28 protein-coding genes are annotated in these 25,868 nt (G+C 47.0%); 24 read left to right on the top strand and 4 right to left on the bottom strand.

Translation table 11 applies throughout. From position 1 onward, the window contains the following. Nucleotides 1-11 precede the first annotated feature (11 nt). The 3 genes from recF to dnaA are packed head-to-tail and all read right to left on the bottom strand — an operon-like array spanning nucleotide 12 to nucleotide 3,668. Nucleotides 12-1,091, bottom strand: a complete 1,080-nt coding sequence (gene recF / locus LZU85_RS18345; protein WP_013572632.1) for a DNA replication/repair protein RecF — start codon at nucleotides 1,089-1,091, stop codon at nucleotides 12-14. A gap of 9 nt (nucleotides 1,092-1,100) precedes the next feature. Continuing rightward, nucleotides 1,101-2,201, bottom strand: a complete 1,101-nt coding sequence (gene dnaN, locus LZU85_RS18350) for a DNA polymerase III subunit beta (RefSeq protein WP_045598812.1) — start codon at nucleotides 2,199-2,201, stop codon at nucleotides 1,101-1,103. A 60-nt stretch (nucleotides 2,202-2,261) separates the two neighbouring features. Beyond that, nucleotides 2,262-3,668 (bottom strand): chromosomal replication initiator protein DnaA, encoded by a 1,407-nt coding sequence (dnaA, locus tag LZU85_RS18355; protein WP_176299505.1) that lies wholly within the window; start codon nucleotides 3,666-3,668, stop codon nucleotides 2,262-2,264. Nucleotides 3,669-3,980: 312 nt separating this feature from the next. Here dnaA and LZU85_RS18360 point away from each other — a divergent pair, with 312 nt between their 5' ends. From LZU85_RS18360 to glmU, 23 genes are all read left to right on the top strand, one after another. Beyond that, entirely contained in the window at nucleotides 3,981-4,733 is a 753-nt protein-coding gene (locus LZU85_RS18360; RefSeq protein WP_176299504.1) for an amino acid ABC transporter substrate-binding protein, read from the top strand. Nucleotides 4,734-4,813: 80 nt separating this feature from the next. Beyond that, on the top strand, nucleotides 4,814-5,485 hold the full coding sequence (locus LZU85_RS18365) for an amino acid ABC transporter permease (RefSeq protein WP_176299503.1): 672 nt from the start codon (nucleotides 4,814-4,816) through the stop codon (nucleotides 5,483-5,485). After that, nucleotides 5,482-6,219 carry an amino acid ABC transporter ATP-binding protein gene (locus LZU85_RS18370; RefSeq protein WP_237288064.1) on the top strand — a complete coding sequence of 246 codons (738 nt, stop codon included), beginning with the start codon at nucleotides 5,482-5,484 and terminating at the stop codon, nucleotides 6,217-6,219. The genes LZU85_RS18365 and LZU85_RS18370 overlap by 4 nt, the downstream gene beginning before the upstream one ends. A 227-nt stretch (nucleotides 6,220-6,446) precedes the next feature. Then, nucleotides 6,447-6,587 (top strand): 50S ribosomal protein L34, encoded by a 141-nt coding sequence (rpmH, locus tag LZU85_RS18375; protein ID WP_011079039.1) that lies wholly within the window; start codon nucleotides 6,447-6,449, stop codon nucleotides 6,585-6,587. Between the two features lie 46 nt (nucleotides 6,588-6,633). Next, on the top strand, nucleotides 6,634-6,957 hold the full coding sequence (rnpA, locus tag LZU85_RS18380) for a ribonuclease P protein component (RefSeq protein WP_013572637.1): 324 nt from the start codon (nucleotides 6,634-6,636) through the stop codon (nucleotides 6,955-6,957). Then, complete coding sequence (yidD, locus tag LZU85_RS18385; RefSeq protein ID WP_072599185.1) at nucleotides 6,924-7,181, top strand: membrane protein insertion efficiency factor YidD; 258 nt, start codon at nucleotides 6,924-6,926, stop codon at nucleotides 7,179-7,181. The genes rnpA and yidD overlap by 34 nt, the downstream gene beginning before the upstream one ends. Nucleotides 7,182-7,183: 2 nt before the next feature. Continuing rightward, nucleotides 7,184-8,803, top strand: coding sequence for a membrane protein insertase YidC (gene yidC / locus LZU85_RS18390; protein ID WP_080533448.1), 1,620 nt, complete (start codon nucleotides 7,184-7,186; stop codon nucleotides 8,801-8,803). Nucleotides 8,804-8,920: 117 nt separating this feature from the next. Further along, entirely contained in the window at nucleotides 8,921-10,282 is a 1,362-nt protein-coding gene (gene mnmE, locus LZU85_RS18395; RefSeq protein WP_237288066.1) for a tRNA uridine-5-carboxymethylaminomethyl(34) synthesis GTPase MnmE, read from the top strand. 51 nt (nucleotides 10,283-10,333) lie between these two features. Further along, the gene (gene mioC, locus LZU85_RS18400; RefSeq protein WP_237288067.1) at nucleotides 10,334-10,768 is read left to right on the top strand and encodes an FMN-binding protein MioC; all 435 of its coding nucleotides are present in this window, start codon (nucleotides 10,334-10,336) and stop codon (nucleotides 10,766-10,768) included. Nucleotides 10,769-11,237: 469 nt separating this feature from the next. Further along, nucleotides 11,238-13,136: a tRNA uridine-5-carboxymethylaminomethyl(34) synthesis enzyme MnmG gene (gene mnmG / locus LZU85_RS18405; protein WP_237288072.1), complete on the top strand. Its 1,899-nt coding sequence runs from the start codon at nucleotides 11,238-11,240 to the stop codon at nucleotides 13,134-13,136. After that, complete coding sequence (gene rsmG / locus LZU85_RS18410; RefSeq protein ID WP_176299498.1) at nucleotides 13,133-13,768, top strand: 16S rRNA (guanine(527)-N(7))-methyltransferase RsmG; 636 nt, start codon at nucleotides 13,133-13,135, stop codon at nucleotides 13,766-13,768. Before mnmG ends, rsmG begins: the two co-directional genes overlap by 4 nt. Before the next feature lie 10 nt (nucleotides 13,769-13,778). Then, nucleotides 13,779-14,552 carry an AAA family ATPase gene (locus tag LZU85_RS18415; protein ID WP_176299497.1) on the top strand — a complete coding sequence of 258 codons (774 nt, stop codon included), beginning with the start codon at nucleotides 13,779-13,781 and terminating at the stop codon, nucleotides 14,550-14,552. A gap of 24 nt (nucleotides 14,553-14,576) precedes the next feature. Further along, complete coding sequence (locus LZU85_RS18420; RefSeq protein ID WP_176299496.1) at nucleotides 14,577-15,458, top strand: ParB/RepB/Spo0J family partition protein; 882 nt, start codon at nucleotides 14,577-14,579, stop codon at nucleotides 15,456-15,458. 192 nt (nucleotides 15,459-15,650) lie between these two features. Then, entirely contained in the window at nucleotides 15,651-16,040 is a 390-nt protein-coding gene (locus tag LZU85_RS18425) for a F0F1 ATP synthase subunit I (protein ID WP_176299495.1), read from the top strand. A gap of 8 nt (nucleotides 16,041-16,048) precedes the next feature. Then, nucleotides 16,049-16,861, top strand: a complete 813-nt coding sequence (gene atpB, locus LZU85_RS18430) for a F0F1 ATP synthase subunit A (protein WP_176299494.1) — start codon at nucleotides 16,049-16,051, stop codon at nucleotides 16,859-16,861. A gap of 52 nt (nucleotides 16,862-16,913) precedes the next feature. Beyond that, entirely contained in the window at nucleotides 16,914-17,171 is a 258-nt protein-coding gene (atpE, locus tag LZU85_RS18435; protein ID WP_011079050.1) for a F0F1 ATP synthase subunit C, read from the top strand. A 71-nt stretch (nucleotides 17,172-17,242) separates the two neighbouring features. Beyond that, nucleotides 17,243-17,713: a F0F1 ATP synthase subunit B gene (gene atpF / locus LZU85_RS18440; protein ID WP_103185196.1), complete on the top strand. Its 471-nt coding sequence runs from the start codon at nucleotides 17,243-17,245 to the stop codon at nucleotides 17,711-17,713. Nucleotides 17,714-17,727: 14 nt separating this feature from the next. Then, nucleotides 17,728-18,261 carry a F0F1 ATP synthase subunit delta gene (atpH, locus tag LZU85_RS18445; RefSeq protein WP_103185197.1) on the top strand — a complete coding sequence of 178 codons (534 nt, stop codon included), beginning with the start codon at nucleotides 17,728-17,730 and terminating at the stop codon, nucleotides 18,259-18,261. Nucleotides 18,262-18,274: 13 nt separating this feature from the next. Continuing rightward, entirely contained in the window at nucleotides 18,275-19,816 is a 1,542-nt protein-coding gene (gene atpA, locus LZU85_RS18450) for a F0F1 ATP synthase subunit alpha (protein WP_176299493.1), read from the top strand. A gap of 43 nt (nucleotides 19,817-19,859) precedes the next feature. Further along, complete coding sequence (gene atpG / locus LZU85_RS18455) at nucleotides 19,860-20,726, top strand: F0F1 ATP synthase subunit gamma (RefSeq protein ID WP_017419850.1); 867 nt, start codon at nucleotides 19,860-19,862, stop codon at nucleotides 20,724-20,726. Nucleotides 20,727-20,761: 35 nt separating this feature from the next. Further along, nucleotides 20,762-22,165 (top strand): F0F1 ATP synthase subunit beta, encoded by a 1,404-nt coding sequence (gene atpD / locus LZU85_RS18460; protein ID WP_011079055.1) that lies wholly within the window; start codon nucleotides 20,762-20,764, stop codon nucleotides 22,163-22,165. Nucleotides 22,166-22,183: 18 nt separating this feature from the next. Continuing rightward, entirely contained in the window at nucleotides 22,184-22,606 is a 423-nt protein-coding gene (locus LZU85_RS18465; RefSeq protein ID WP_011079056.1) for a F0F1 ATP synthase subunit epsilon, read from the top strand. Nucleotides 22,607-22,758: 152 nt separating this feature from the next. After that, complete coding sequence (gene glmU / locus LZU85_RS18470; protein ID WP_237288073.1) at nucleotides 22,759-24,120, top strand: bifunctional UDP-N-acetylglucosamine diphosphorylase/glucosamine-1-phosphate N-acetyltransferase GlmU; 1,362 nt, start codon at nucleotides 22,759-22,761, stop codon at nucleotides 24,118-24,120. Nucleotides 24,121-24,180: 60 nt separating this feature from the next. Here the strand turns inward: glmU and LZU85_RS18475 are convergent, their stop codons facing one another. Further along, the gene (locus tag LZU85_RS18475; RefSeq protein WP_237288074.1) at nucleotides 24,181-24,921 is read right to left on the bottom strand and encodes an amino acid ABC transporter permease; all 741 of its coding nucleotides are present in this window, start codon (nucleotides 24,919-24,921) and stop codon (nucleotides 24,181-24,183) included. 107 nt (nucleotides 24,922-25,028) lie between these two features. Between LZU85_RS18475 and LZU85_RS18480 the strand changes: the two genes are divergently transcribed. After that, nucleotides 25,029-25,805, top strand: coding sequence for a transporter substrate-binding domain-containing protein (locus LZU85_RS18480; RefSeq protein WP_237288075.1), 777 nt, complete (start codon nucleotides 25,029-25,031; stop codon nucleotides 25,803-25,805). Nucleotides 25,806-25,868 lie beyond the last annotated feature (63 nt).

The following is a 25,868-nucleotide window of genomic DNA, read 5'->3' on the forward strand; positions in this document are numbered from 1 at the left end:
TCTCTCATTATTTATCCTTGCTCGATTACACCCTGCTCCACATGAAACAGTCGGCCAGAGTCATCGCGCATGTCGCTGATCTGGTTTTCCGTAATCGAACTTACAAAAACTTGAGCCCCCGTCTGTTTCAAGCAATCAGCAAGACGCTTGCGACGTTGACTGTCTAATTCAGAGGCAAAGTCATCTATGAGATAGACGCATTGCTTACCGGTTTTTTCCGTTAGGTGCTGGCCTTGTGCCAAGCGGAGCGCACACACCATTAATTTCAATTGGCCACGCGACAACACATCTTCCACCGGGGTGTTATTCACTTTTATCCGTAAATCGGCCTTATTTGGCCCGCTAACGGTATAACCTAGTGTTTGATCGCGTTCGAAATTCTCTTCCAGTATTTGTTGGTATGGGGTTTCTTTTTCCCAGCCACGATAATACTTCAATTGGATATGAAATTCTGGCAAAAATTCTTGGCACAACTGTTCCGCTTTGCTTTGCATTTGGGCAACGTAATCGGCGCGCCATTGGCTAATCAACTCGGCCAAACGTGCCATTTCCTTGTCCCAATAACTCAGCTCTTGATAGCTCTTTGCCGACTTCAACAACGCATTACGTTGTTTGTTGAGGCGCTTAAAACGCCCCCATGCATCGTAAAACGCGGGCTCGGTATGAAACACGCCCCAATCAATAAACGCTCGACGATGCTTGGGCCCATCCGTTAATAAATCGAAGCCTTCGGGATGAATCAATTGCAATGGCAACACTTGTGCTAGCTGCGCTAACTTTTGCCCAGATTGACCGCCTATTTTAACCTCTGTTGTGCCATCGCGCTGCTTATTAATGCCGATCGGTAGCTCAAATTGATCCGAGTTCAAAAAACGACCATGGACAAACAGTTGATCACACTCATTTTGAATCACGCGTCCGGTCAAAGCACTTTTAAATGAGCGACCATGACCGAGCAAATAGATGGCTTCCAAGACACTGGTTTTGCCACTGCCATTCGGACCAATAAGAAAATTAAAGCCTGGCGACAGTGCAATGTCGCAGGCTTTGATATTACGAAACTGCTGAATAATCAGACGAGAAAGTGGCATTCAATCAGCTTATAGACGAATTGGCATAACCACGTACATGGCGCTGTCGTCATCGACATTTTCAACCAGCGCACTGGCATTGGCATCCGACATTGAGATTCGTACTTGCTCACAACGCAAGGTGTTCAGCACATCCAATACGTAGCTAACGTTGAAACCAATCTCAATCGCCTCACCGTCGAAGCTCACGTCCAACATCTCTTCCGCTTCTTCTTGCTCTGGGTTGTTGGCGGTAATGCGCATTTCACTGCCAGCCAAGTTAACACGAACGCCACGGAATTTTTCATTCGACAAAATCGCCGCGCGAGAAAATGCTTGGCGTAATTCATCACAACTCGCTTCCAGCGTTTTGGTTGTGTGTTGTGGCAACACGCGACGGTAATCCGGGAAACGACCGTCCACCAGCTTAGAAGTAAAGACAAAATGGTTTACTTCGGCGCGCAGATTTGAGCTACCAATTTGCAGCGTGACAGGTTGCTCTGGTGTATCCAGCAGTTTAACCAGCTCTTGCACACCTTTACGCGGTACGATGATCTGCTTTTGCGCGAAGTCAGCACTCAATGGTGCCTGAGCCACAGCCATACGGTGACCATCGGTCGCGACACTGCGCAGTGTGCTGCCCTCAATTTCAAACAACATGCCATTGAGGTAGTAGCGTACGTCTTGGTTGGCCATCGAGAATTGTGTTTTCTCAATCAGTGCGCGCAATTCGCCCTGAGTGAGAGAGACTTCCACTTCACTTTGCCAATCTTCAATATTCGGAAAATCATTGGCAGGTAATGTGGCCAACGAGAAACGGCTGCGCCCAGAGCGCACTTGCACGCGATCGCCTTCCAATACAAACGTGATCACTGCATCGTCGGGTAATCCACGGCAGATATCAAGAAACTTGCGCGAAGGAACCGTAATGCTGCCCGCTTCAAACTCCCCTTCCAAGGTCACTTTACTGATCAGCTCCACTTCTAAGTCCGTGGCGGTCATTGACAGTTGACCATTTTCAACGTTGATCAGCAAATTCCCGAGGATCGGTAGCGTTGGTCGCCCACCGAGTGCACCGGAAACCTGTTGAAGGGGTTTAATAAAATGACTACGTGCGATAGTAAATTTCATGCTTGGCTCTTTACGCTGTCCGCTTCAATAAAGTGTTTAGAATTGTGTCATTCTAACCGATTAAGACGACAGGGTGCGAATCAAGTTAGAGTAATCTTCTTTAATATCGTGGCTCTCTTCACGCAGCTGCTCAATCTTACGACACGCGTGCAGCACTGTGGTGTGGTCACGGCCACCAAACGCATCACCGATTTCTGGCAAGCTGTGGTTGGTAAGCTCTTTGGCCAATGCCATGGCTAATTGGCGAGGGCGCGCAACCGAGCGAGAACGTCGCTTAGAGAGCAGATCGGCCACTTTAATCTTGTAGTATTCCGCCACCGTCTTTTGAATGTTGTCGATGGTCACCAGCTTCTCTTGCAGTGCCAATAAATCACGCAGTGCTTCACGCACAAAATCAATGGTAATTGGACGGCCAGTAAAGTTGGCATTGGCGATCACTCGGTTTAATGCCCCTTCTAGCTCACGAACATTAGACCGCAGACGCTTAGCAATAAAGAACGCCACTTCATCGGCAAGATGGATTTGGTGATCTTCCGCTTTCTTCATCAAGATCGCCACGCGGGTTTCCAGTTCTGGTGGCTCAATCGCCACCGTCAAACCCCAACCAAAGCGTGATTTCAAGCGATCTTCTACACCATTGATCTCTTTTGGATAACGGTCCGAAGTCAGAATGATCTGTTGGTTACCTTCCAATAGCGCATTAAAGGTGTGGAAGAACTCTTCCTGCGAACGCTCTTTGTTAGCAAAGAATTGAATGTCATCGATAAGCAAGGCATCCACACTGCGATAGTAGCGTTTGAACTCTTCAATTGCGTTATTTTGCAGGGCTTTAACCATGTCTTGCACAAAACGCTCAGAGTGCATGTAAACCACTTTGGCGTTGGGCTTGTTATCAACAATGGCGTTGCCAACGGCGTGCAACAAGTGAGTTTTACCTAAACCGGTGCCGCCGTATAAGAACAGTGGGTTGTACGCCCCACCTGGGTTATCCGCCACCTGACGTGCCGCCGCCAACCCCAATTGGTTCGACTTACCTTCCACAAAATTATTGAACTTATGCTTTGGGTTCACATTTGAGCGGTGATTGATGTCAGCGATCGCTTGAGCATCATCATCCCAAGTTTTGTGTACTGGCTTACGTGCTTGCAATTGTGCGGGTGCCGACGATTCGGCCGCCACATCCGCTGGCGTACGCGTTGGCGCAGGTTTTGCCGCTGCAATAGGACGGCTCCCCACTTCAAAACGCAAACTCGGAACATCGTTACCACAATACTCTTGCAGTAAACGATTAATGCTATTGAGGTATTTGTCTCGCACCCAATCCAAAACAAAGCGATTTGGGGCAAACAGAGTGAGCGTATTGTCATTGAGCTCCGCTTGTAACGGGCGAACCCACATACTGAATTCTGTAGCTGGTAGCTCTTCTTGAAGCCGTTGCATACACTGCAACCAAAGCGAAGATGACACGGTGCCCCCACTGAGTACGAAATTAATCTGAAAAGATTGGCAATTTTACCTGTTGATAACCAAGATCGCCAGTGATTGATCGACGATCCAGTGAATAAGATCCAAGTTATTCACAATAATTTCGCTTGATTTTTGCGGATCAACACACCTTGCCCAATGATTACCCACAAGACGATCCACTTTTCCACGGATCTTGGCATTTTATCCCCAAGACCCTCTATTCATCTGGTTATGGTTAATAACAACTAGTTATTTATTCTATTGAGATAAATCACATTAACATCACCTCCCATAAAGATAAGGAGTCACAAGATGAATAACTGGATTAAAGCGAGTATTGCTGCCATCGCGCTTTCTGCAGCAACTTTTCAGGCGGTTGCCGAAGAAGTGGTTAAAGTAGGCATGTCTGGCCGCTACTTTCCTTTCACCTTTGTAAAGCAAGACCAACTGCAAGGTTTTGAAGTGGATATGTGGGATGAGATTGGTAAGCGTAATGGCTACAAAGTCGAATACGTAACCGCAAACTTCTCAGGTCTGTTTGGTTTACTTGAAACGGGTCGCATCGATACCATCTCCAACCAAATCACCATGACGGATGCGCGCAAAGCCAAATACCTTTTTGCTGACCCTTATGTGGTAGACGGCGCTCAGATCACCGTACGCAAGGGCAATGACAGCATCAAAGGCGTTGCAGACCTCGCTGGTAAAACCGTTGCGGTCAACCTAGGCTCAAACTTTGAACAGCTATTACGCGATTACGATAAAGACGGCAAGATCAATATCAAGACTTACGATACCGGTATCGAGCATGATGTTGCGTTAGGACGCGCCGATGCCTTTGTGATGGATCGCCTATCAGCACTAGAACTGATCAAGAAAACCGGTTTGCCACTACAATTGGCTGGTGAACCATTTGAAACCATCGCTAACGCATGGCCATTTGTGAACAACGAACGTGGCGTGAAGCTGCAAGGTGAAGTCAACAAAGCCCTTGCTGAGATGCGTGCCGATGGCACAGTTGAGAAAATCTCAATCAAATGGTTTGGTGCCGACATTACTAAGTAACCTGATATACTGCTCGTCACAGCTTTTGTTTTTAAGGTGGAATTCGCATTCCACCTTTTGTTTTCTTTAAAGGTACTGGTATGGGATTTGATTTTAACTACATGCTAGAGCTGCTGCCGATACTGCTCAAATACCTCGGCACCACCATGGAAATGGCATTTTTAGGTCTTATTTTCTCTCTGGCCTTAGCCATTATGCTCGCTAATATTCGCGTATTTCGCATACCGATTCTGGATCCACTGAGCCAACTTTATATCAGTTTTTTCCGCGGCACACCGCTGCTGGTACAACTGTTCCTACTTTACTATGGCTTACCTCAGATCTTCCCAATCATGGTTGGACTCGACGCGTTCAGTGCCGCTGTTATCGGTTTAACACTGCATTTTGCTGCCTACATGGCCGAAAGCATTCGCGCCGCGATTATTGGCATTGACCGTAGCCAGATGGAAGCCAGCTTGTCGGTAGGCATGACCACTTCTCAAGCGATGCGTCGCATTATTCTACCTCAAGCGACTCGCGTTGCTTTACCGTCGTTGATGAACTACTTCATCGACATGATCAAATCCACCTCTTTGGCTTTTACACTAGGCGTGGCGGAAATCATGGCCAAGGCGCAAATGGAAGCCTCCTCAAGCTTCCGCTTCTTTGAAGCCTTTTTGGCCGTCGCACTCATCTATTGGGGTGTCGTACTGGTGCTAACCCGAGTGCAAATTTGGGCCGAGAACAAACTGAATAAGGCGTATGCGAGATGATCAAATTAGACAATATCCACAAACGCTTTGACGACACAGAAGTACTCAAAGGCATTGATCTGACCATTAACCAAGGTGAAATCATCGTCATCATTGGTTCAAGTGGTACTGGCAAGTCGACCTTGCTGCGCTGTGTTAACTTTCTAGAGCAAGCGGACCAAGGCAAAATCACCATTGATGACATCAGTGTCGATAGCCAACAACACACCAAAGCCGAAGTGCTTGCGCTGCGCCGCCGCACTGGTTTCGTGTTTCAAAACTACGCGTTATTTGCCCACATGACGGCGCGACAAAATATTGCCGAGGGTTTGGTCACCGTTCGCGGCTGGAAAAAAGAAGACGCTCTGAAACGCGCGCAGCAAATCTTGGACGACATTGGTCTGGGAGAAAAAGGCGACAGCTACCCAGCAGCCCTCTCGGGTGGCCAGCAACAGCGCGTCGGTATTGGCCGTGCCATGGCATTGCAACCCGAACTGTTGCTTTTTGATGAGCCAACTTCGGCATTGGATCCTGAATGGGTCGGAGAAGTACTCTCTTTAATGAAGAAGTTAGCCAACCAACATCAAACGATGCTGGTGGTCACCCATGAGATGCAATTTGCCCGAGAAGTGGCGGATCGCGTGATCTTTATGGCGGAAGGCAAGATTGTTGAGCAGGGATCTCCACAGGATATCTTTGGAAATCCACAGGATCCTCGCTTACAAAAATTCCTACGCCAAGTAGGAATGGAGTAAAGATCCCGACAAAGATCGCGAGATCCTTGAGATTTTACTCACACTCCGTATAATCGCCCGGCGGATTTGTTGATACACCACAAAGATTGACACTTTGTGTGACTGTGATTACAATTCCGCCTCTTTGTTGAGAGGCGTCGGTGAACTCTTCTTTATATGGAGAAGAAAACAGACCCACGCCGGGTTAACTTAGAACCTAAAACTACTGATCAGTAAAGGTAATAACAATGGCTACTAAACGCACTTTTCAACCTTCAGTTCTAAAGCGCAAGCGTACTCACGGTTTCCGTGCACGCATGGCGACTAAGAACGGTCGTAAAGTAATCAATGCACGTCGTGCGAAAGGCCGTGCGCGCCTGTCAAAATAATCATTAGCTTATTTTGAATACGTACGCGTTCAATCGGGAGTTACGTTTGTTAACTCCCGAGCATTATCAAAACGTCTTTCAGCAAGCTCATCGAGCTGGCTCTCCTCATTTCACTATCATTGCTCGCAATAATAACCTTTCTCATCCTCGTTTAGGCTTGGCTGTACCCAAGAAGCAAATCAAAACTGCCGTTGGTCGCAACCGATTCAAACGCCTAGCCCGTGAAAGCTTTCGTAACACACAACATCAACTTCCCAATAAAGATTTTGTTGTGATCGCCAAGAAAAGCGCGCAAGATTTGAGCAATGAGGAACTGTTTAAGTTGTTTGATAAGCTATGGCATCGCCTGTCTCGCCCCTCGCGTGGTTAACAATCGGACTCGTCCGTCTTTATCAAGGTCTTATCAGTCCTCTCCTTGGACCGCGCTGTCGTTTTACTCCAACCTGTTCTACATATGCCATAGAAGCGTTGAAAGCTCACGGTTTTGTAAAAGGGTGTTGGTTATCAGGCAAACGTCTATTAAAATGCCACCCTTTGAATGAAGGGGGCTTTGACCCCGTTCCACCAGTCCAAAAACAAGACAGAGATAAATAACGATGGATTCTCAACGTACTCTCCTGGTCCTGCTTCTGGCGCTGGTTTCTTTCTTGCTGTTCCAACAGTGGCAAGTTGCAAAGAACCCAGCCCCTCAAGCCGTTGAACAGGCTCAAACAAGCAGCACTTTACCTGCACCATCTTTTGCTGATGAACTGGACCCAGCGCCAGCGCAACAAGCGTCAGCAAAACTCATCACGGTAACAACGGATGTGTTGACTCTGTCAATCGACACTGTTGGTGGTGATGTAGTGGCTGCGGATTTGAACCAATATTCTGCAGAGATGAATTCTGCGAATGCCTTCGAGCTTCTTAAAGATACTCAAGGTCATCAGTTCATCGCACAAAGTGGTCTGGTTGGCCCACAAGGCATCGACCTAAGCAGCAACAATCGTCCAAGCTACCAAGTGAGCGCGGACAGCTTTACGTTAGCTGACGATCAAAACGAATTACGTATTCCAATGACCTACCAAGCGAATGGCTTGGAGTACACCAAAACCTTTATCCTAAAACGTGGTAGCTACGCGATTGACGTTGAGTTCGATGTCATCAACAAATCAGGTAACAACGCAACGTTAGGCATGTACGCCCACCTACGTCAAAACCTGATGGACGCGGGCGGCAGCATCACCATGCCAACCTACCGTGGCGGAGCTTACTCAACTGAAGATACTCGTTACAAAAAATACAGCTTCGAAGATATGCAAGATCGCAATCTGTCTCTTACTCTGACCAATGGTCAAGGTTGGGCGGCAATGATCCAGCACTACTTCGCTGCGGCGTGGATCCCACGTAACGAACCAGGTGCCAACCTGTACACTCGCGTGATTGGCAATATGGGCGACATTGGCGTTCGTATGCCAAACAAAACGGTTGCTGATGGCGATAGCGCACACTTCACTGCAACCCTTTGGGCGGGTCCTAAACTGCAAGACCAAATGGCAGAAGTCGCACCAAACCTTGACTTAGTAGTCGATTACGGCTGGTTGTGGTTCATCGCGAAACCTCTGCATTGGCTACTGTCTGTTATCCAAAGCGTGGTGGGTAACTGGGGTGTGGCGATCATCTGTCTAACCTTCATCGTTCGTGGTGCGATGTACCCACTGACAAAAGCACAGTACACCTCAATGGCCAAAATGCGCATGCTACAGCCTAAGCTGCAAGCAATGCGTGAGCGCATCGGTGATGACCGTCAGCGCATGAGCCAAGAGATGATGGAACTGTACAAGAAAGAGAAAGTTAACCCACTCGGTGGTTGTCTTCCTCTCATTCTGCAGATGCCTATCTTCATCGCGCTGTACTGGGCATTGATGGAATCGGTTGAGCTGCGTCACTCGCCATTCTTCCTATGGATTCACGACCTTTCTGCGCAGGATCCATACTACATCCTGCCGCTATTGATGGGCGGATCAATGTTCCTCATCCAGAAGATGAGCCCAACGACAGTAACCGATCCTATGCAGCAGAAGATCATGACCTTTATGCCGGTGATGTTTACCTTCTTCTTCCTATGGTTCCCATCAGGTCTGGTTCTATACTGGCTAGTATCGAACATCGTTACTCTGATCCAGCAGTCTTTGATTTACAAAGCACTGGAGAAAAAAGGCTTACACACTAAGTAAGTGACAACAGAGTAAAGAAAGGCGGCCAAAAGGTCGCCTTTTTGTTTTCGGCTGATTACAATTCAGCTAATTGATTCACTGACCAGACAAATGGTCGTTAAAACGATAGGCTCATTTATGACAACAGATACGATTGTCGCCCAGGCTACAGCGCCGGGCAGAGGTGGGGTCGGGATTATTCGTGTCTCAGGCCCACAAGCCGCTCAAGTTGCCTTGGAAGTAACAGGGAAGACGCTGAAGCCACGCTACGCTGAATATATCCCTTTTAAAGCCCAAGATGGCAGTGAACTTGACCAAGGGATCGCACTGTTCTTCCCCAATCCTCATTCATTTACTGGCGAAGATGTCCTTGAGTTGCAAGGCCACGGTGGCCCCGTGGTGATGGACATGCTGATTAAACGCATCCTGACCATCTCAGGTGTTCGTCCTGCAAGACCTGGGGAGTTTTCTGAGCGAGCCTTCCTTAACGATAAGATGGACCTCACACAAGCAGAGGCGATCGCCGACCTAATTGACGCGAGCTCCGAAGAAGCGGCTAAATCGGCACTCCAATCGCTACAAGGGCAATTTTCTAAGCGAATTCATACGCTGGTGGAATCTCTCATCCATCTGCGCATCTACGTTGAAGCGGCCATCGATTTTCCAGAAGAGGAAATCGACTTTTTAGCCGATGGTAAAGTGGCGGGCGATCTGCAAGCCATCATCGACAACTTAGATGCGGTGCGCAAAGAAGCCAACCAGGGCGCAATCATGCGTGAAGGGATGAAAGTGGTGATTGCGGGCCGTCCGAACGCTGGCAAATCCAGCCTACTGAATGCGCTATCAGGTAAGGATTCCGCGATTGTCACCGACATTGCTGGCACCACACGTGATGTCCTCCGTGAGCACATCCATATCGATGGCATGCCATTGCACATCATCGATACCGCTGGTCTGCGTGATGCTTCAGACGAAGTAGAAAAAATCGGTATCGAGCGCGCTTGGGATGAAATCCGTCAAGCCGATCGCGTACTCTTCATGGTCGATGGCACCACCACCGACGCCACCGACCCTAAAGAAATCTGGCCAGACTTTATTGATCGTTTGCCAGAACAAATCGGCATTACCGTGATCCGCAACAAAGCCGATCAAACCCAAGAATCACTGGGGATCTGCCATGTCAGTCAGCCGACGTTGATCCGTTTGTCGGCCAAAACGGGCCAAGGGGTTGAGGCATTGCGTAATCACCTTAAAGCCTGTATGGGTTTCTCTGGCAACACCGAAGGCGGTTTTATGGCAAGACGCCGACATCTGGATGCGCTTCAACGCGCTGCAGAACACTTACAGATAGGCCAAGATCAGCTTGAGGGTTATATGGCTGGAGAAATCCTCGCCGAGGAGCTCCGCATTGCTCAGCAGCATCTCAACGAAATCACGGGCGAGTTTAGCTCTGATGATTTGCTCGGACGTATTTTCTCTTCATTCTGTATCGGTAAATAATCTTAAAGCGTAGCCATTGGCTGCGCTTTTTTTTCGACTCAAGGACACACTATGATTCACATCATCACTGGCAGCACACTGGGTGGCGCAGAATACGTTGGCGATCATCTTAACGATCTGCTGCAAGCTGCTGGGTTTGAAACTCACATTCACAATCAGCCTCAACTGTCTGAAATCCCAAATAACGGTACTTGGTTGATCATTACCTCTACCCATGGCGCTGGAGAGTATCCAGACAACATCCAACCTTTTATTCGCGCTCTGCAAGCCACTCCTCCTAAAATGGGAGATGTTCGCTATGCTGTCATCGCCATCGGAGATTCAAGCTACGATACCTTCTGCGCTGCAGGCCTACACGCCTACTCCTTGCTAGAAGACATCGGCGCGACGCCTATTACAGATTGCTTAACCATTGATGTCTTAAACCACACTGTTCCAGAAGATGCTGCAGAAGAGTGGTTCAATGCGCATATCCAACAATTTTAATTGTGCTAGATGACAAGCGGAGTGACACTCCGCTTTTCTCTGTGAATAACCCACCAAGCTTCCCTCCCTTCAATCTGAACAAAAAACCAACAAACCATCTGTGGATAAAATAGAGAAGATCCCGTGTTTTTCCTATAGTTATCCAAATAATAACTTTCATCCAAACCATGCCCTGTGTATAACTACCATTTTTGATCCCAGGAAATACAAGAGTAGATCAAATCATGATCACATCATTTGATCCGAATAAGATCCATGATCTTGTTGATCATTTATGGGTTATCCACAGGAGAGGTGGATCCTAATAATAGATCCAATAAAAGATCATATATAAAGATCTTTATATATATTTAGAGAGACGATCCTATGATCGAGTGTACGAAAACAATTTTCACTCATAGTTAAAAACAGGTAGAATATCGCTCTTTTTCTTTCACTGTTGAATCCTTTGAATACCTGAGGTCAGTTCATGCTTTATCACGAAACATTTGACGTCATTGTTGTCGGTGGCGGACACGCAGGAACGGAAGCCGCACTCGCATCAGCACGTACAGGTCAGAAGACCTTATTACTTACTCACAATATCGATACTTTAGGACAAATGTCTTGTAACCCTGCGATTGGCGGGATCGGTAAGGGACACTTAGTCAAAGAAGTGGATGCAATGGGCGGTTTGATGGCACAAGCCATCGATCACGCGGGTATTCAATTTAGAACGCTTAATGCGTCAAAAGGCCCAGCTGTACGTGCCACTCGTGCACAAGCCGACCGAGCGCTTTATAAAGCGTACGTGCGTGACTTTTTAGAAAATGCGCCAAACTTGACTCTTTTCCAACAAGCCGTGGATGATTTGATTGTTGAAAACGATCAAGTTCGCGGTGTGGTTACGCAAATGGGTCTGAAGTTTCATGCTAAAGCGGTCGTTTTGACGGTAGGTACTTTCCTTGGTGGTAAGATCCATATTGGCTTAGAAAGCTCCTCAGGTGGGCGCGCAGGGGATCCTCCATCGATCGCGCTTGCACAGCGTCTTCGTGAACTGCCTTTCCGTGTTGATCGTCTGAAAACAGGAACACCTCCACGTATTGATGCACGTAGTGTCGATTTTTCAGTGCTGGAAGCGCAGCACGGTGATAACCCAACGCCTGTGTTCTCTTTTATGGGCGATCGCACTCATCACCCACGTCAAATTCCTTGTTTCATTACCCATACCAATGAGCAGACGCATGAGGTGATTCGCAACAACCTCGATCGTAGCCCAATGTATGCTGGCATCATCGAAGGTATTGGCCCTCGTTACTGCCCTTCTATCGAAGACAAAGTGATGCGCTTTGCCGATAAGAACTGCCACCAAATCTTCATTGAACCAGAAGGTTTAACGACTCACGAATTGTATCCAAACGGCATCTCCACCAGCTTGCCATTTGATGTACAGGTGCAGATTGTTCGTTCGATGAAAGGGTTTGAAAACGCGCACATTGTTCGCCCTGGTTACGCAATTGAATACGATTTCTTCGATCCGCGTGACTTGAAACAGACTTACGAAACCAAGTTTATCCAAGGTTTGTTCTTTGCTGGTCAAATTAACGGCACCACTGGTTACGAAGAAGCGGCCGCACAAGGCTTGATGGCAGGTCTCAATGCCAGCTTGTTCAGTCAAGAGAAAGAAGGTTGGAGCCCGCGTCGCGATCAAGCCTACATGGGCGTATTGATCGACGATCTCTCAACCATGGGTACCAAAGAACCGTACCGTATGTTCACATCGCGTGCAGAACATCGCTTGTTACTGCGTGAAGACAACGCGGATCTGCGTTTGACAGAAAAAGCACGTGAACTTGGTTTGATTGATGATGCTCGTTGGGCTCGTTTCAACCAGAAGATCGACAATATGGAGCAAGAGCGTCAACGTCTGAAATCGACATGGATGAACCCAAGCTCTGTCGGTATTGACGAGCTTAACCAATTATTGAAAGCACCAATGATCCGTGAAGCCAGTGGTGAAGATCTTCTTCGTCGCCCTGAGATGAGTTATGAGCAGCTCACGTCATTGGCCGCTTTTGCACCTGCACTCGACGATCTTGAAGCCGCAGAGCAAGTGGAAATTCAAGTGAAATACGAAGGTTACATTAAGCGTCAGCAAGATGAGATTGAAAAATCCCTGCGTCATGAACATACCAAATTGCCAGTGGATCTCAATTACAGCGAAGTGAAAGGCCTATCCAACGAGGTAGTACTTAAACTCAACACCGCCAAACCCGAAACATTGGGGATTGCATCACGCATCTCTGGTATTACGCCAGCGGCCATTTCGATTTTGCTGGTTCACTTAAAGAAAATTGGCATGTTGAAAGTGGGAGAAGAAAACGCATGAGTGCTCTTCGCCAAAAACTGGACGCATTAATCGCGCAAACCGACTTACAGGTCAATGAACGTCAACGTGAACAGCTGTTAGGTTATGTGGAACTGCTCAATAAGTGGAACAAAGCCTACAACCTGACATCTGTGCGTGATCCGCAAGACATGCTGGTGAAACATATCCTCGATAGCATCGTAGTCGCGCCTCACCTTGACGGTGAGCGTTTTATCGATGTCGGTACTGGACCTGGATTGCCTGGTATTCCGTTGGCGATCATGCATCCAGAGAAAACGTTCTTTTTGTTGGACAGCTTGGGTAAGCGCATTCGCTTTATCAAACAAGTTCTCCATGAACTAAAGATTGAAAATGTGACCACGGTGCAAAGTCGTGTCGAAGAGTTCCAACCAGAAGAAAAATTTGATGGTGTTCTAAGTCGCGCATTTGCTTCAATGACAGACATGGTGGAGTGGTGTCATCATCTACCAAAATGCGGTCAAGGTGTCTTTCTTGCTCTTAAGGGATTGCACCCTAAAGATGAAATTGATCAGCTTCCGGAGTGGTGTAGTGTGACAGAGGTCATATCTTTGACTGTTCCTGAGTTGGAAGGGGATCGCCATCTTGTAATCTTATCGCGCAAGGAAAATTAGCGAGGTCATCGTGGGTAGAATAGTAGCAATCGCCAACCAGAAAGGTGGTGTGGGTAAGACAACAACGTGTGTCAATTTGGCGGCCTCAATGGCAGCCACCAAACGTAAAGTGTTGGTCGTTGATCTGGACCCGCAAGGTAACGCTACGATGGCAAGTGGCGTCGACAAGTATATGGTCGACGCTACCGCGTATGATTTACTCGTCGAAGAAACCCCATTTGATCAAGTGGTATGTAAAACCACCACTGGCAAATATGACCTGATAGCGGCGAATGGTGACGTCACCGCCGCTGAAATCAAATTGATGGAAGTGTTTGCTCGCGAAGTTCGCTTGAAGAACGCGTTAGCCTCAGTTCGCGATAACTATGATTTCATCTTTATTGATTGTCCTCCTTCTTTAAACCTTCTTACAATCAATGCCATGGCGGCGGCGGATTCCGTGCTGGTGCCAATGCAATGTGAATATTTTGCGTTAGAAGGTTTAACGGCTCTTATGGATACCATTAGTAAGCTGGCGGCTGTGGTAAACGACAAACTCAAAATCGAGGGATTGTTGCGCACCATGTATGATCCTCGCAATCGCCTATCTAATGAAGTCTCCGATCAACTCAAAAAGCATTTCGGCAGTAAAGTTTACCGCACAGTGATCCCTCGCAATGTACGTTTAGCAGAAGCGCCAAGTCATGGAAAACCAGCGATGTATTACGACAAACACTCTGCGGGTTCAAAAGCGTATTTGGCGCTTGCCGGAGAAATGCTGCGCCGAGAAGAAATCCCAGTTTAACCTTTACCAAAGGAATTGATCCCAATGTCTAAGCGTGGCCTAGGAAAGGGACTGGATGCACTATTGTCCACCAGTTCATTAGCTCGTGAGAAACAACATATCGCAACACACAGCCAAGCTCTGTCTGCTGAAGGTGAGTTAACCGATATTGCGGTCGGTCAGTTGCAACCTGGTGTTTATCAGCCGCGAAAAGATATGTCGCCACAGGCACTCGAAGAGTTAGCTGCGTCCATCCAGTCACAAGGTATTATTCAACCTATTATTGTGCGTGCATTGCAAGATGGTCATTTTGAGATCATCGCTGGAGAGCGGCGCTGGCGTGCCGCTAAGCAAGCGGGTCTTAAGCGTGTTCCTTGTTTGATCAAACAGGTTGAAGATCGTGCTGCGATCGCCATGGCGCTGATCGAAAATATCCAGCGTGAAGATCTTAATGTGATCGAAGAAGCACAAGCGCTCGAGCGATTGCAAGACGAGTTTTCTCTGACTCATCAGCAAGTGGCGGATGTGATTGGTAAGTCACGCACCGCGGTGAGCAACCTGCTTCGATTGAATGGCTTGGAGCTAGAAGTGAAACAGTTTGTTGCACAGAAACTGCTCGATATGGGGCATGCTCGCGCATTATTAGCGTTGGAAGGTGAGCAACAAGTGGAAGTGGCTCAGCAGGTTGCTAGTAAAGCTCTTACGGTTCGTCAAACCGAACAATTGGTAAAAAAGTGTCTCACGCCAAAGGTTGAAGATAAAAATCAGCCAAAAGATGAAGAAATACAGCAAATATCACAAAAATTAAGTGAAAGATTGGGGGCTAAGGTTTCTTTAGTGAAAAGCACCAATGGAAAAGCGAAATTGACGATAAGTATTGATGAGCCTCACAAATTAGAGCAACTAATTGCCAAGCTTGAGAGCTAAATGAGATAATTGATTTAGGTCAATTATGTAAAAAAGCAATTTTTGTACGAAAGTTGTCGGTTTGTAAACAAAACTGTAAGTTTTTGCTGCGTTTTAATTGCAATCAGTTGGACTCACCGTATAATTTTCCGCAACTTCCCAGACCCACAACAAGAGTGGGGGATTGATGGGATTTACTAGAGGTACGAATACATGGTAGCTGCGTTGGCTAGGCCAGGACGAGAGCTTGTAAAGCAATTGTTAATGATCGAGACCGGCGTGGTTATTTTTGTGGCAGCAGGAATAGCTTTAGCTGTGAATGCTGAGTGGGGAGTTTCCTCGCTAATCGGTGGTGGCATTTTTGTCGTCGCCAATGCAGTATTTTCAATATGTGCATTTCTGTTTGTAGGGGCTAGGGCATCAAAATACGTTGCCATTTCCTTCTACACAGGTGAAGCGTTGAAGATTCTCATTACAGTAGTGCTGTTTTCTGTAGCCTACATGTATATGCAGGTGGAACTTGTTCCCCTGAAACTAACCTATTTGCTGGTACTCGGAATTAATATCTTTGCACCAGCGCTATTCATTAACAACAAAAAATAGGATGAGTTATGGCTGCGCCAGGTGAAGCGCTAACACCTTCTGGTTACATTACTCACCACCTAACTAACCTTTCAACTTACAAGTTGGGGTTGGTGGCGGAAGAGTCTAGTTTCTGGAACGTACATATCGATAGTCTGTTTTTTTCTTGGCTTACAGGTCTAATTTTCCTCGGAATTTTTTACTCTGTTGCTCGAAAAACAACAGCCGGTGTACCAGGTAAGCTTCAGTGTGCTGTTGAAATGATCGTAGAATTTGTCGCGACAAACGTCAAAGATACGTTCCATGGACGCAACCCGCTGATTGCACCTCTAGCACTGACTATCTTTTGTTGGGTATTTTTGATGAACTTGATGGACTTGGTTCCTATCGATTTCCTTCCATACCCGGCAGAGCATTGGCTCGGTATTCCTTACTTAAAAGTAGTACCTTCAGCTGATGTGAACATCACCATGGCTATGGCACTAGGCGTATTCGCTCTGATGATCTATTACAGCATCAAAGTGAAAGGTCTAGGTGGCTTTGCAAAAGAATTGGCTTTGCACCCATTCAACCACTGGACAATGATCCCGTTCAACCTACTAATCGAAGTGGTATCGCTACTGGCGAAACCTCTCTCTCTTGGTATGCGTCTATTCGGTAACATGTTCGCGGGTGAGGTTGTATTTATTCTTTGTGCGGCAATGCTACCATGGTATCTACAATGGATGGGCTCGCTACCATGGGCGATCTTCCATATTCTGGTAATCCTGATTCAGGCCTTCGTGTTTATGATGTTGACAATCGTTTATATGTCAATGGCTCACGAAGACAGTGATCATTAATTTTGTTTATTCTTATTAGACTTTTAGTTAATCGCTATAATTGGAGATAGTAATGGAAACTGTACTAAGCTTTTCTGCAATCGCAGTAGCAATCATCGTTGGTCTGTGTGCACTAGGCACTGCAGTAGGCTTCGCGGTTCTAGGTGGTAAATTCCTAGAAGGTGCTGCTCGTCAACCAGAAATGGCTCCTATGCTTCAAGTTAAGATGTTCATCATCGCTGGTCTACTTGATGCGGTTCCAATGATCGGTATCGTAATCGCACTTCTATTCACGTTTGCAAACCCATTCGTAGGTCAATTAGCTGGTTAATCATCGGTATTGAGCGGCATGCATTAGCGTGTCCTTGATGAACACTAATTCCGAATAGAGGGGTAGCTGTTGTGAATATGAACGCAACTCTGCTAGGCCAAGCATTCTCGTTTGCACTGTTTGTGTGGTTCTGTATGAAGTACGTATGGCCACCAATCATGCAAGCGATTGAAGAGCGTCAGAAGAAAATCGCTGACGGTCTACAAGCGGCAGAACGTGCTGCAAAAGACTTGGATCTAGCACAAGCTAATGCTTCTTCTCAAATGAAAGAAGCAAAGCGCACAGCAACTGAGATCATCGAACAAGCGAATAAGCGTAAAGCACAAATTTTGGATGAAGCTCGCGAGGATGCACAGACTGAACGTCAAAAAATCCTAGCGCAAGCAGAAGCTCAAATTGAAGCGGAACGTAATCGTGCACGCGATGAACTGCGCAAACAAGTTGCAACTCTGGCTGTAGCTGGTGCAGAGAAAATCCTTGAGCGTTCAATCGATAAAGATGCGCACAAAGATATTCTCGATAACATTACTGCAAAACTTTAAGTTTGGGGGCGAACATGGCTGATTTTACAACAATCGCGCGCCCCTATGCTAAAGCAGCCTTTGACTTTGCGGTAGAGAAAGGCCAACTAGACCAATGGGGTCAAATGTTGTCTTTCGCTGCTGAAGTAGCCCAAAACGAACAAATTAGTGAGCTGTTATCTGGCTCTATGTCAGCCGATAAACTGGCTGAACTGTTTATTGCGATTTGTGGCGAACAAGTGGATGAATTCGGTCAAAACCTTCTTAAGGTGATGGCGGAGAATGGTCGTCTTGCGGCCCTTCCTGATGTATGCACTCAATTCTTCATTTTGAAGAAAGAGCATGAGAAAGAGATTGATGTAGAAGTGATTTCTGCAACCGAACTTTCTGATGAACAATGTGCAAATATCAGTCAGAAACTTGAACTGCGTCTTGAGCGCAAAGTTAAGCTGAATTGCAGTGTAGATGAGGCCCTACTAGGTGGGGTGATAATTCGAGCCGGAGACTTAGTCATCGATAACTCAGCTCGCGGTCGTCTGAATCGCCTGAGCGATGCATTGCAGTCTTAATGGGGATTGGAGCATGCAACTTAATTCCACGGAAATTAGCGATCTAATTAAACAGCGTATTGAATCTTTCAACGTTGTTAGTGAAGCTCGCAATGAAGGTACTATCGTATCGGTAAGCGACGGTATCATTCGCATTCACGGCCTAGCGGACGTGATGCAAGGTGAAATGATTGAATTACCGGGTGGCCGTTATGCACTAGCACTTAACCTTGAGCGTGACTCGGTTGGTGCGGTAGTAATGGGCCCATATGCTGACCTTAAGGAAGGCATGAAAGTAACAGGTACTGGTCGTATTCTTGAAGTGCCAGTTGGTCCTGAACTGTTAGGTCGCGTAGTGAACACACTAGGTGAACCAATTGATGGTAAAGGTCCGATTGAAGCGAAGTTGACCTCGCCTGTTGAAGTGATTGCACCGGGTGTAATCGACCGTCAATCGGTTGATCAACCTGTACAAACTGGTTATAAGTCTGTTGACTCAATGATCCCAATCGGTCGTGGTCAGCGTGAACTTATCATCGGTGACCGTCAGACTGGTAAAACAGCGATGGCGATCGATGCGATCATCAACCAGAAAAACTCTGGTATTTTCTCTATCTACGTAGCGATTGGTCAGAAAGCTTCTACTATCGCCAACGTAGTGCGTAAACTGGAAGAGCACGGTGCTCTGAAGAACACAATTGTTGTTGTGGCTTCAGCATCTGAATCTGCTGCACTGCAATACCTAGCGCCTTACGCGGGTTGTGCAATGGGTGAATACTTCCGTGATCGCGGCGAAGATGCGCTGATTGTTTACGATGATCTATCTAAGCAAGCGGTAGCGTACCGTCAGATCTCTCTACTGCTAAAACGCCCACCAGGCCGTGAAGCATTCCCAGGTGACGTATTCTACCTCCACTCTCGTCTACTAGAGCGTGCTGCTCGTGTAAACGCAGAGTACGTAGAGCGTTTCACTAACGGTGAAGTGAAAGGTAAAACGGGTTCATTGACGGCTCTGCCAATCATTGAAACCCAAGCGGGTGACGTTTCTGCATTCGTACCAACCAACGTAATCTCGATTACCGATGGCCAGATCTTCCTACAAACTGAACTGTTCAACGCGGGTGTACGCCCAGCCGTTGACCCAGGTATTTCAGTATCTCGTGTAGGTGGTTCAGCTCAGACGAAAATCATCAAGAAGCTATCAGGTGGTATCCGTACAGCACTTGCTGCTTACCGTGAACTAGCAGCGTTTGCTCAGTTCTCTTCGGATCTTGATGAAGCAACAAAGAGACAGTTGAACCATGGTCAAAAAGTAACTGAACTGATGAAGCAGAAGCAGTACGCTCCGATGTCAGTGTTTGACCAAGCTCTAACTATCTTTGCGGCAGAGCGTGGCTATCTAAGCGATATCGAACTATCTAAAGTTCTTGATTTCGAAGCAGCTCTACTATCGTACGCTCGCGGTCAATACGCTGAACTTGCAGCTGAGATCGACAAGACGGGTGCTTACAACGATGAAATCGAAGCTCAGTTCAAGAAACTGGTTGACGATTTCAAAGCAACCCAAACTTGGTAATAGGTCGGTGGCAGTGGCTGCCACCAACTAATGGAGAGTAACGATGGCCGGCGCAAAAGAGATACGTAGTAAAATCGGGAGTGTTAAAAGCACTCAGAAGATTACGAAAGCGATGGAAATGGTAGCAGCTTCAAAAATGCGTCGTTCGCAAGACGCAATGGAAGCTTCTCGTCCATACGCGGAAACAATGCGTAAAGTGATCGGTCATGTGGCAAATGCAAGTCTAGAGTATCGTCATCCGTACCTAGATGAGCGTGAAGCCAAGCGTGTTGGTTACATCATCATTTCAACGGACCGTGGTCTGTGTGGCGGCTTGAACATCAACGTGTTCAAAAAAGCGGTTACAGATATGCAGGCATGGAAAGAGAAAGGTGCTGAGGTTGAGCTTGCGGTAATTGGCTCAAAAGCGACAGCTTTCTTTAAACATGGCGGCGCGAAAGTAGCGGCTCAGGTTTCAGGTTTGGGTGATAGCCCAAGTTTGGAAGACCTGATCGGTTCGGTTAGCGTGATGCTAGAAAAATATGATGAAGGTGAATTGGACCGTTTGTACCTTGTATTTAACAAGTTCGTAAACACCATGGTTCAACAACCAACGATCGATCAATTGCTACCTTTGCCTAAATCGGACAGCAAAGATATGCAGCGTGAGCATTCATGGGATTACATCTATGAGCCAGAACCTCAGTCTCTACTTGATGCACTATTAGTGCGTTATGTGGAATCTCAGGTTTATCAAGGTGTAGTTGAGAACCTTGCTTGTGAGCAAGCGGCTCGAATGGTTGCGATGAAGGCTGCAACTGATAACGCGACCAACTTGATTGACGACTTAGAACTTGTGTACAACAAAGCCCGTCAGGCTGCGATTACACAAGAACTATCGGAAATCGTTGGTGGTGCAGCAGCGGTTTAAGCTTAGGTTAAACGAAACAGTTTAGAGGATTAACGATGGCTACAGGTAAGATCGTACAGATCATCGGTGCGGTAGTCGACGTAGAGTTCCCACAGAGCGATGTACCAAGTGTATACGACGCTCTAAACGTAAAGGACTCAAAAGAGCGTCTTGTTCTTGAAGTTCAACAACAGCTAGGCGGTGGCGTAGTTCGTTGTATCGTAATGGGTAGCTCTGATGGTTTACGTCGTGGAGTTGAAGTAGTAAATACAGGCGCTCCAATTTCAGTACCAGTAGGTACTAAGACCCTAGGTCGTATCATGAACGTGCTTGGTGATGCGATTGACGAGCGTGGTGAGATCGGTGCAGAAGAACTGTACTCAATTCACCGTCCAGCGCCAAGCTACGAAGAACAGTCAAACGCGACTGAGCTTCTAGAAACAGGCGTTAAAGTAATCGACTTGATTTGTCCTTTCGCTAAGGGTGGTAAAATCGGTCTATTCGGTGGTGCAGGTGTAGGTAAGACCGTTAACATGATGGAACTTATCAACAACATCGCACTACAACACTCCGGTCTATCTGTATTCGCAGGTGTAGGTGAGCGTACTCGTGAGGGTAACGACTTCTACCACGAGATGCAGGAAGCGGGTGTTGTAAACATCGAGAAGCCTGAAGAATCAAAAGTAGCGATGGTTTACGGTCAGATGAATGAGCCTCCAGGCAACCGTCTACGTGTTGCACTGACTGGCCTGACAATGGCAGAGCGTTTCCGTGACGAAGGTCGTGACGTTCTACTGTTCGTCGATAACATCTACCGTTACACACTTGCTGGTACAGAGGTATCTGCACTGCTAGGTCGTATGCCTTCAGCGGTAGGTTACCAGCCAACTCTTGCAGAAGAGATGGGTGTACTTCAGGAGCGTATCACGTCAACGAAGCAAGGTTCTATCACGTCTGTACAGGCGGTATACGTACCTGCGGATGACTTGACTGACCCGTCTCCAGCAACAACGTTCGCGCACTTGGATGCAACGGTTGTACTTAACCGTAACATCGCAGCGATGGGTCTATACCCAGCGATCGACCCACTGGATTCGACGTCTCGTCAGCTAGACCCACTTGTTGTAGGTCAAGAACACTATGACACTGCTCGTGGTGTTCAGCAGACACTTCAGCGCTACAAAGAGCTGAAAGACATCATCGCAATCCTAGGTATGGACGAGCTATCTGAATCAGATAAGCAAGTGGTTGCGCGTGCACGTAAGATTGAGCGTTTCCTAACTCAGCCTTACCACGTAGCGGAAGTATTTACAGGCGACCCAGGTGTTTACGTACCTCTTAAAGAGACTCTACGTGGCTTCAAAGGTCTACTAGCTGGTGAATACGATGACATTCCAGAGCAAGCGTTTATGTACTGCGGTACTATCGACGAAGCGATTGAGAATGCTAAGAAGCTATAAGGCTAACTAGGAGGCGATATGGCAGCAATAACCTTTCATCTGGATGTGGTAAGCGCGGAGAAGAAAATCTTTTCTGGTCGCGTTGAAACGTTTCAGGTGACCGGTAGCGAGGGTGAGCTGGGTATTTTCCATGGCCACACACCGCTGCTGACCGCTATCAAGCCTGGTATGGTGCGTATTGTTAAACTTCACGGCGAAGAAGAGTTCATTTATGTCTCTGGTGGTATCGTAGAAGTTCAGCCTGGTACTGCAACAGTACTGGCTGATACTGCGATTCGTGGTGAAGAACTAGACGCAGCGAAGGCAGAAGAAGCAAAACGTCGTGCGAAAGAGAACATTCTCAACCAGCATGGCGATATGGACTTCGCACAAGCGGCCAGTGAACTGGCTAAAGCCATTGCTCAGCTTCGTGTTATCGAGCTGACAAAGAAACGTCGTTAATTTTGCGATGTTTTAATAGTGATAAAGGCGGTCATTTTGACCGCCTTTTTGCTTAATTTTTATCAGAAATTTTTATCCTGAAGTTAACTATTCGTCATTAGCTGGGTAAAATGGCCGACAGAATTTTTGGCAACGTCAATAGGTTATAAATAATGAAATTTAGCGCGGTGATTCTCGCAGCGGGGAAAGGAACCCGTATGTACTCCAATATGCCAAAGGTACTGCATACACTTGCAGGCAAACCAATGGTGAAACATGTAATTGATACTTGTACTGGCTTAGGTGCTCAGAACATTCATTTGGTGTACGGTCATGGTGGCGACCAAATGCAAGCTGCTTTGGCAGAAGAGCCGGTTAATTGGGTGCTGCAAGCCGAACAATTGGGTACTGGTCACGCGGTGGATCAAGCCTCTCCTCAGTTTCAAGATGATGAAAAAATCTTGGTTCTTTACGGCGATGTTCCGCTTATTTCCTCTGAAACCATTGAAAGCTTGCTTGATGCCCAGCCTAAAGGCGGCATCGCGCTGCTCACTGTCGTCTTGGATAACCCAACGGGTTACGGACGTATCGTGCGTAAAAACGGTCCGGTAGTGGCGATCGTTGAGCAAAAAGACGCGAATGAAGAGCAAAAATTAATCAAAGAGATCAACACGGGCGTAATGGTGGCGACCGGTGGTGATCTGAAGCGTTGGCTTGCAGGCTTAAACAATAACAACTCGCAAGGTGAGTACTACCTAACAGACGTCATTGCGGCGGCGCATGATGAAGGCAATGCGGTTGAAGCGGTTCACCCAGTTAGCCCAATCGAAGTGGAAGGGGTGAATGATCGCGCTCAGTTGGCTCGTCTAGAACGTGCATTCCAAGCAGCCCAAGCGAAAAAGCTGCTAGAGCAAGGTGTGATGTTGCGTGATCCTGCACGCTTTGACCTACGTGGTGAACTGCAGTGTGGCCTTGATGTTGAAATCGATGTGAATGTGATCATTGAAGGTAACGTCTCCCTTGGTGATAACGTCGTTATCGGTGCTGGCTGTGTGCTAAAAGACTGTGAAATCGATGATAACACCATCGTTCGTCCATACAGTGTTATTGAAGGTGCAACGGTGGGTGAGCAATGTACCGTTGGTCCGTTTACTCGTCTGCGTCCTGGTGCTGAGATGCGTAACGACTCTCACGTGGGCAACTTTGTCGAAGTAAAAAATGCACGTATTGGTGAGGGTTCTAAAGCCAACCACCTGACTTATCTTGGCGATGCTGAAATCGGTCAACGCACCAATATCGGCGCTGGTACTATTACCTGCAACTACGATGGTGCAAACAAATTCAAAACCATTATCGGTAATGACGTGTTTGTTGGTTCAGATAGCCAACTGGTCGCTCCGGTGACGATTGCTGATGGTGCAACAATTGGTGCCGGTACCACCTTGACCAAAGACGTTGCAGAAGGTGAGTTAGTGATTACTCGCGCCAAAGAACTTAAAATTACAGGCTGGCAACGCCCAGTTAAGAAAAAGTAATTATCGCTGGATAATAAAAACGCCGCTGTAATAGCGGCGTTTTTTTATGATGATGACGAACTAATGGCTCGGAATAGCACTGCGCTTTTCTAGCCAACGTACTGCTTGAGATACCATCAAGATCAACAGCAAATATTCCAACACTAAGAAAGTATAAATCTCTAGTGGTAAGTACTCATTCACCACCAACTCATTGGCACGTCTCGTCAAATCACTCAGACCAATGACACTGACCAATGAGCTCATCTTTAGAATATAAACAAACTGGTTGCCGAGCGCGGGCAGCATCTGACGAAATGCTTGCGGCAAAATCACCAGACGCATTTTTTGCCAATAGTTGAGACCAAGCGACTTTGCTGCTTCATGTTGGCCGCGACCGATAGATTGAATGCCACCGCGAAATACTTCTGCCATAAATGCACTTTCCGCGATCGTTAGTGCAATAATTCCAGCCCAATAATGGTCTAGTGAAACATCGAGTAATGTGGGTAGGCCGTAATACACCCACAACAGCAGAACCAACACGGGAATGGCACGTATTACTTCAACGTAAATCCGGTTTAAGCGTTGTAGGGATTTGCGGGGAGAAAGGGCCGGTAGGGCAACCATTAAGCCCAGAGTCATGGCAAACAGCATACTGAGTAGCGACACGCTGATGGTGTCAGCAAAGCCTGCGATAAGAAATGTCACGTTCGTTAGGCCTTGCTTGGTCGTCGGATCAAGCACATACCAGCCCCATTGATAGTCAGAACATCCAGTGAGTGGCAGTAACATCATTAAACATAAATATCGATAGGTCACACTACGCCTTATATCAACTAAAAAAATGGTTGTGTTGCTGCTATGTTATCAATGATGTAACGCGAAATCTCAACTATTTACGGAACAATAAGTTAAAGGAAAATAAAATGAAAAAAACTTGGTTAGCGTTGGGGCTTGGTTTGCTTGCTGCGTCCACTCTGGCTAATGCACAAAGTCGTTTGAATGAGATTCTCGACAACGGAGTATTGAGAGTCGGCACGACCGGGGATTGGAACCCGATGACGATGAAAGATCCGGCTAATAACAGTTATCGTGGTTTTGATATCGATGTCACGACTGAGCTGGCGAAAGACCTCGGCGTCAAAGTTGAATACGTGGCGACGGATTGGAAAACGTTAGTTAATGGCATCACCGCGGATAAGTATGACATTACAGGCAGCGCATCGCTGAGTATGTCTCGCGCGAAAGTGGCAGGTTACAGTCAGCCTTACTTTTATCTTGCGTTTGTGCCTGTGGTGCAGAAAAAAGATCTCGGTAAGTACTCTGATTGGAGCGATTTTGATAAAGCGGATGTAAAAGTGGCGGCAACTCTAGGTACCGTACAAGAAAAAATGGTTAAGGCGTTTTTCCCTTCCGCACAGCATATCGTGATTGAAGCACCAGCCCGTGATTTCCAAGAACTGTTGGCCAAACGAGCGGATGTCTCTGTGACCTCAAATGTGGAAGCGGCGACGCTGGTGGAGAAATTTCAGCAATTGGCGATTGCACCCGTCAAAGAGCCACGTAAGCCGACACCGATCGCCATGTTATTGCCACAGGATGATCAAGTTTGGATTAATTACGTTAACCATTGGGTTGAACTGAAAAAGACACAAGGTTTCTTTAAACAGACCGCAGAAAAATGGGGACTAAAAGGGTTATAACTGGCTGTTAGCTTCGCCTCGAAATATAAAGCCGCATACTTATTATGCGGCTCTTGTGTTGCT

Origin of the sequence: Vibrio floridensis, assembly GCF_021852965.1 — a bacterium.
In the GTDB taxonomy this organism is placed as follows: domain Bacteria; phylum Pseudomonadota; class Gammaproteobacteria; order Enterobacterales; family Vibrionaceae; genus Vibrio; species Vibrio floridensis.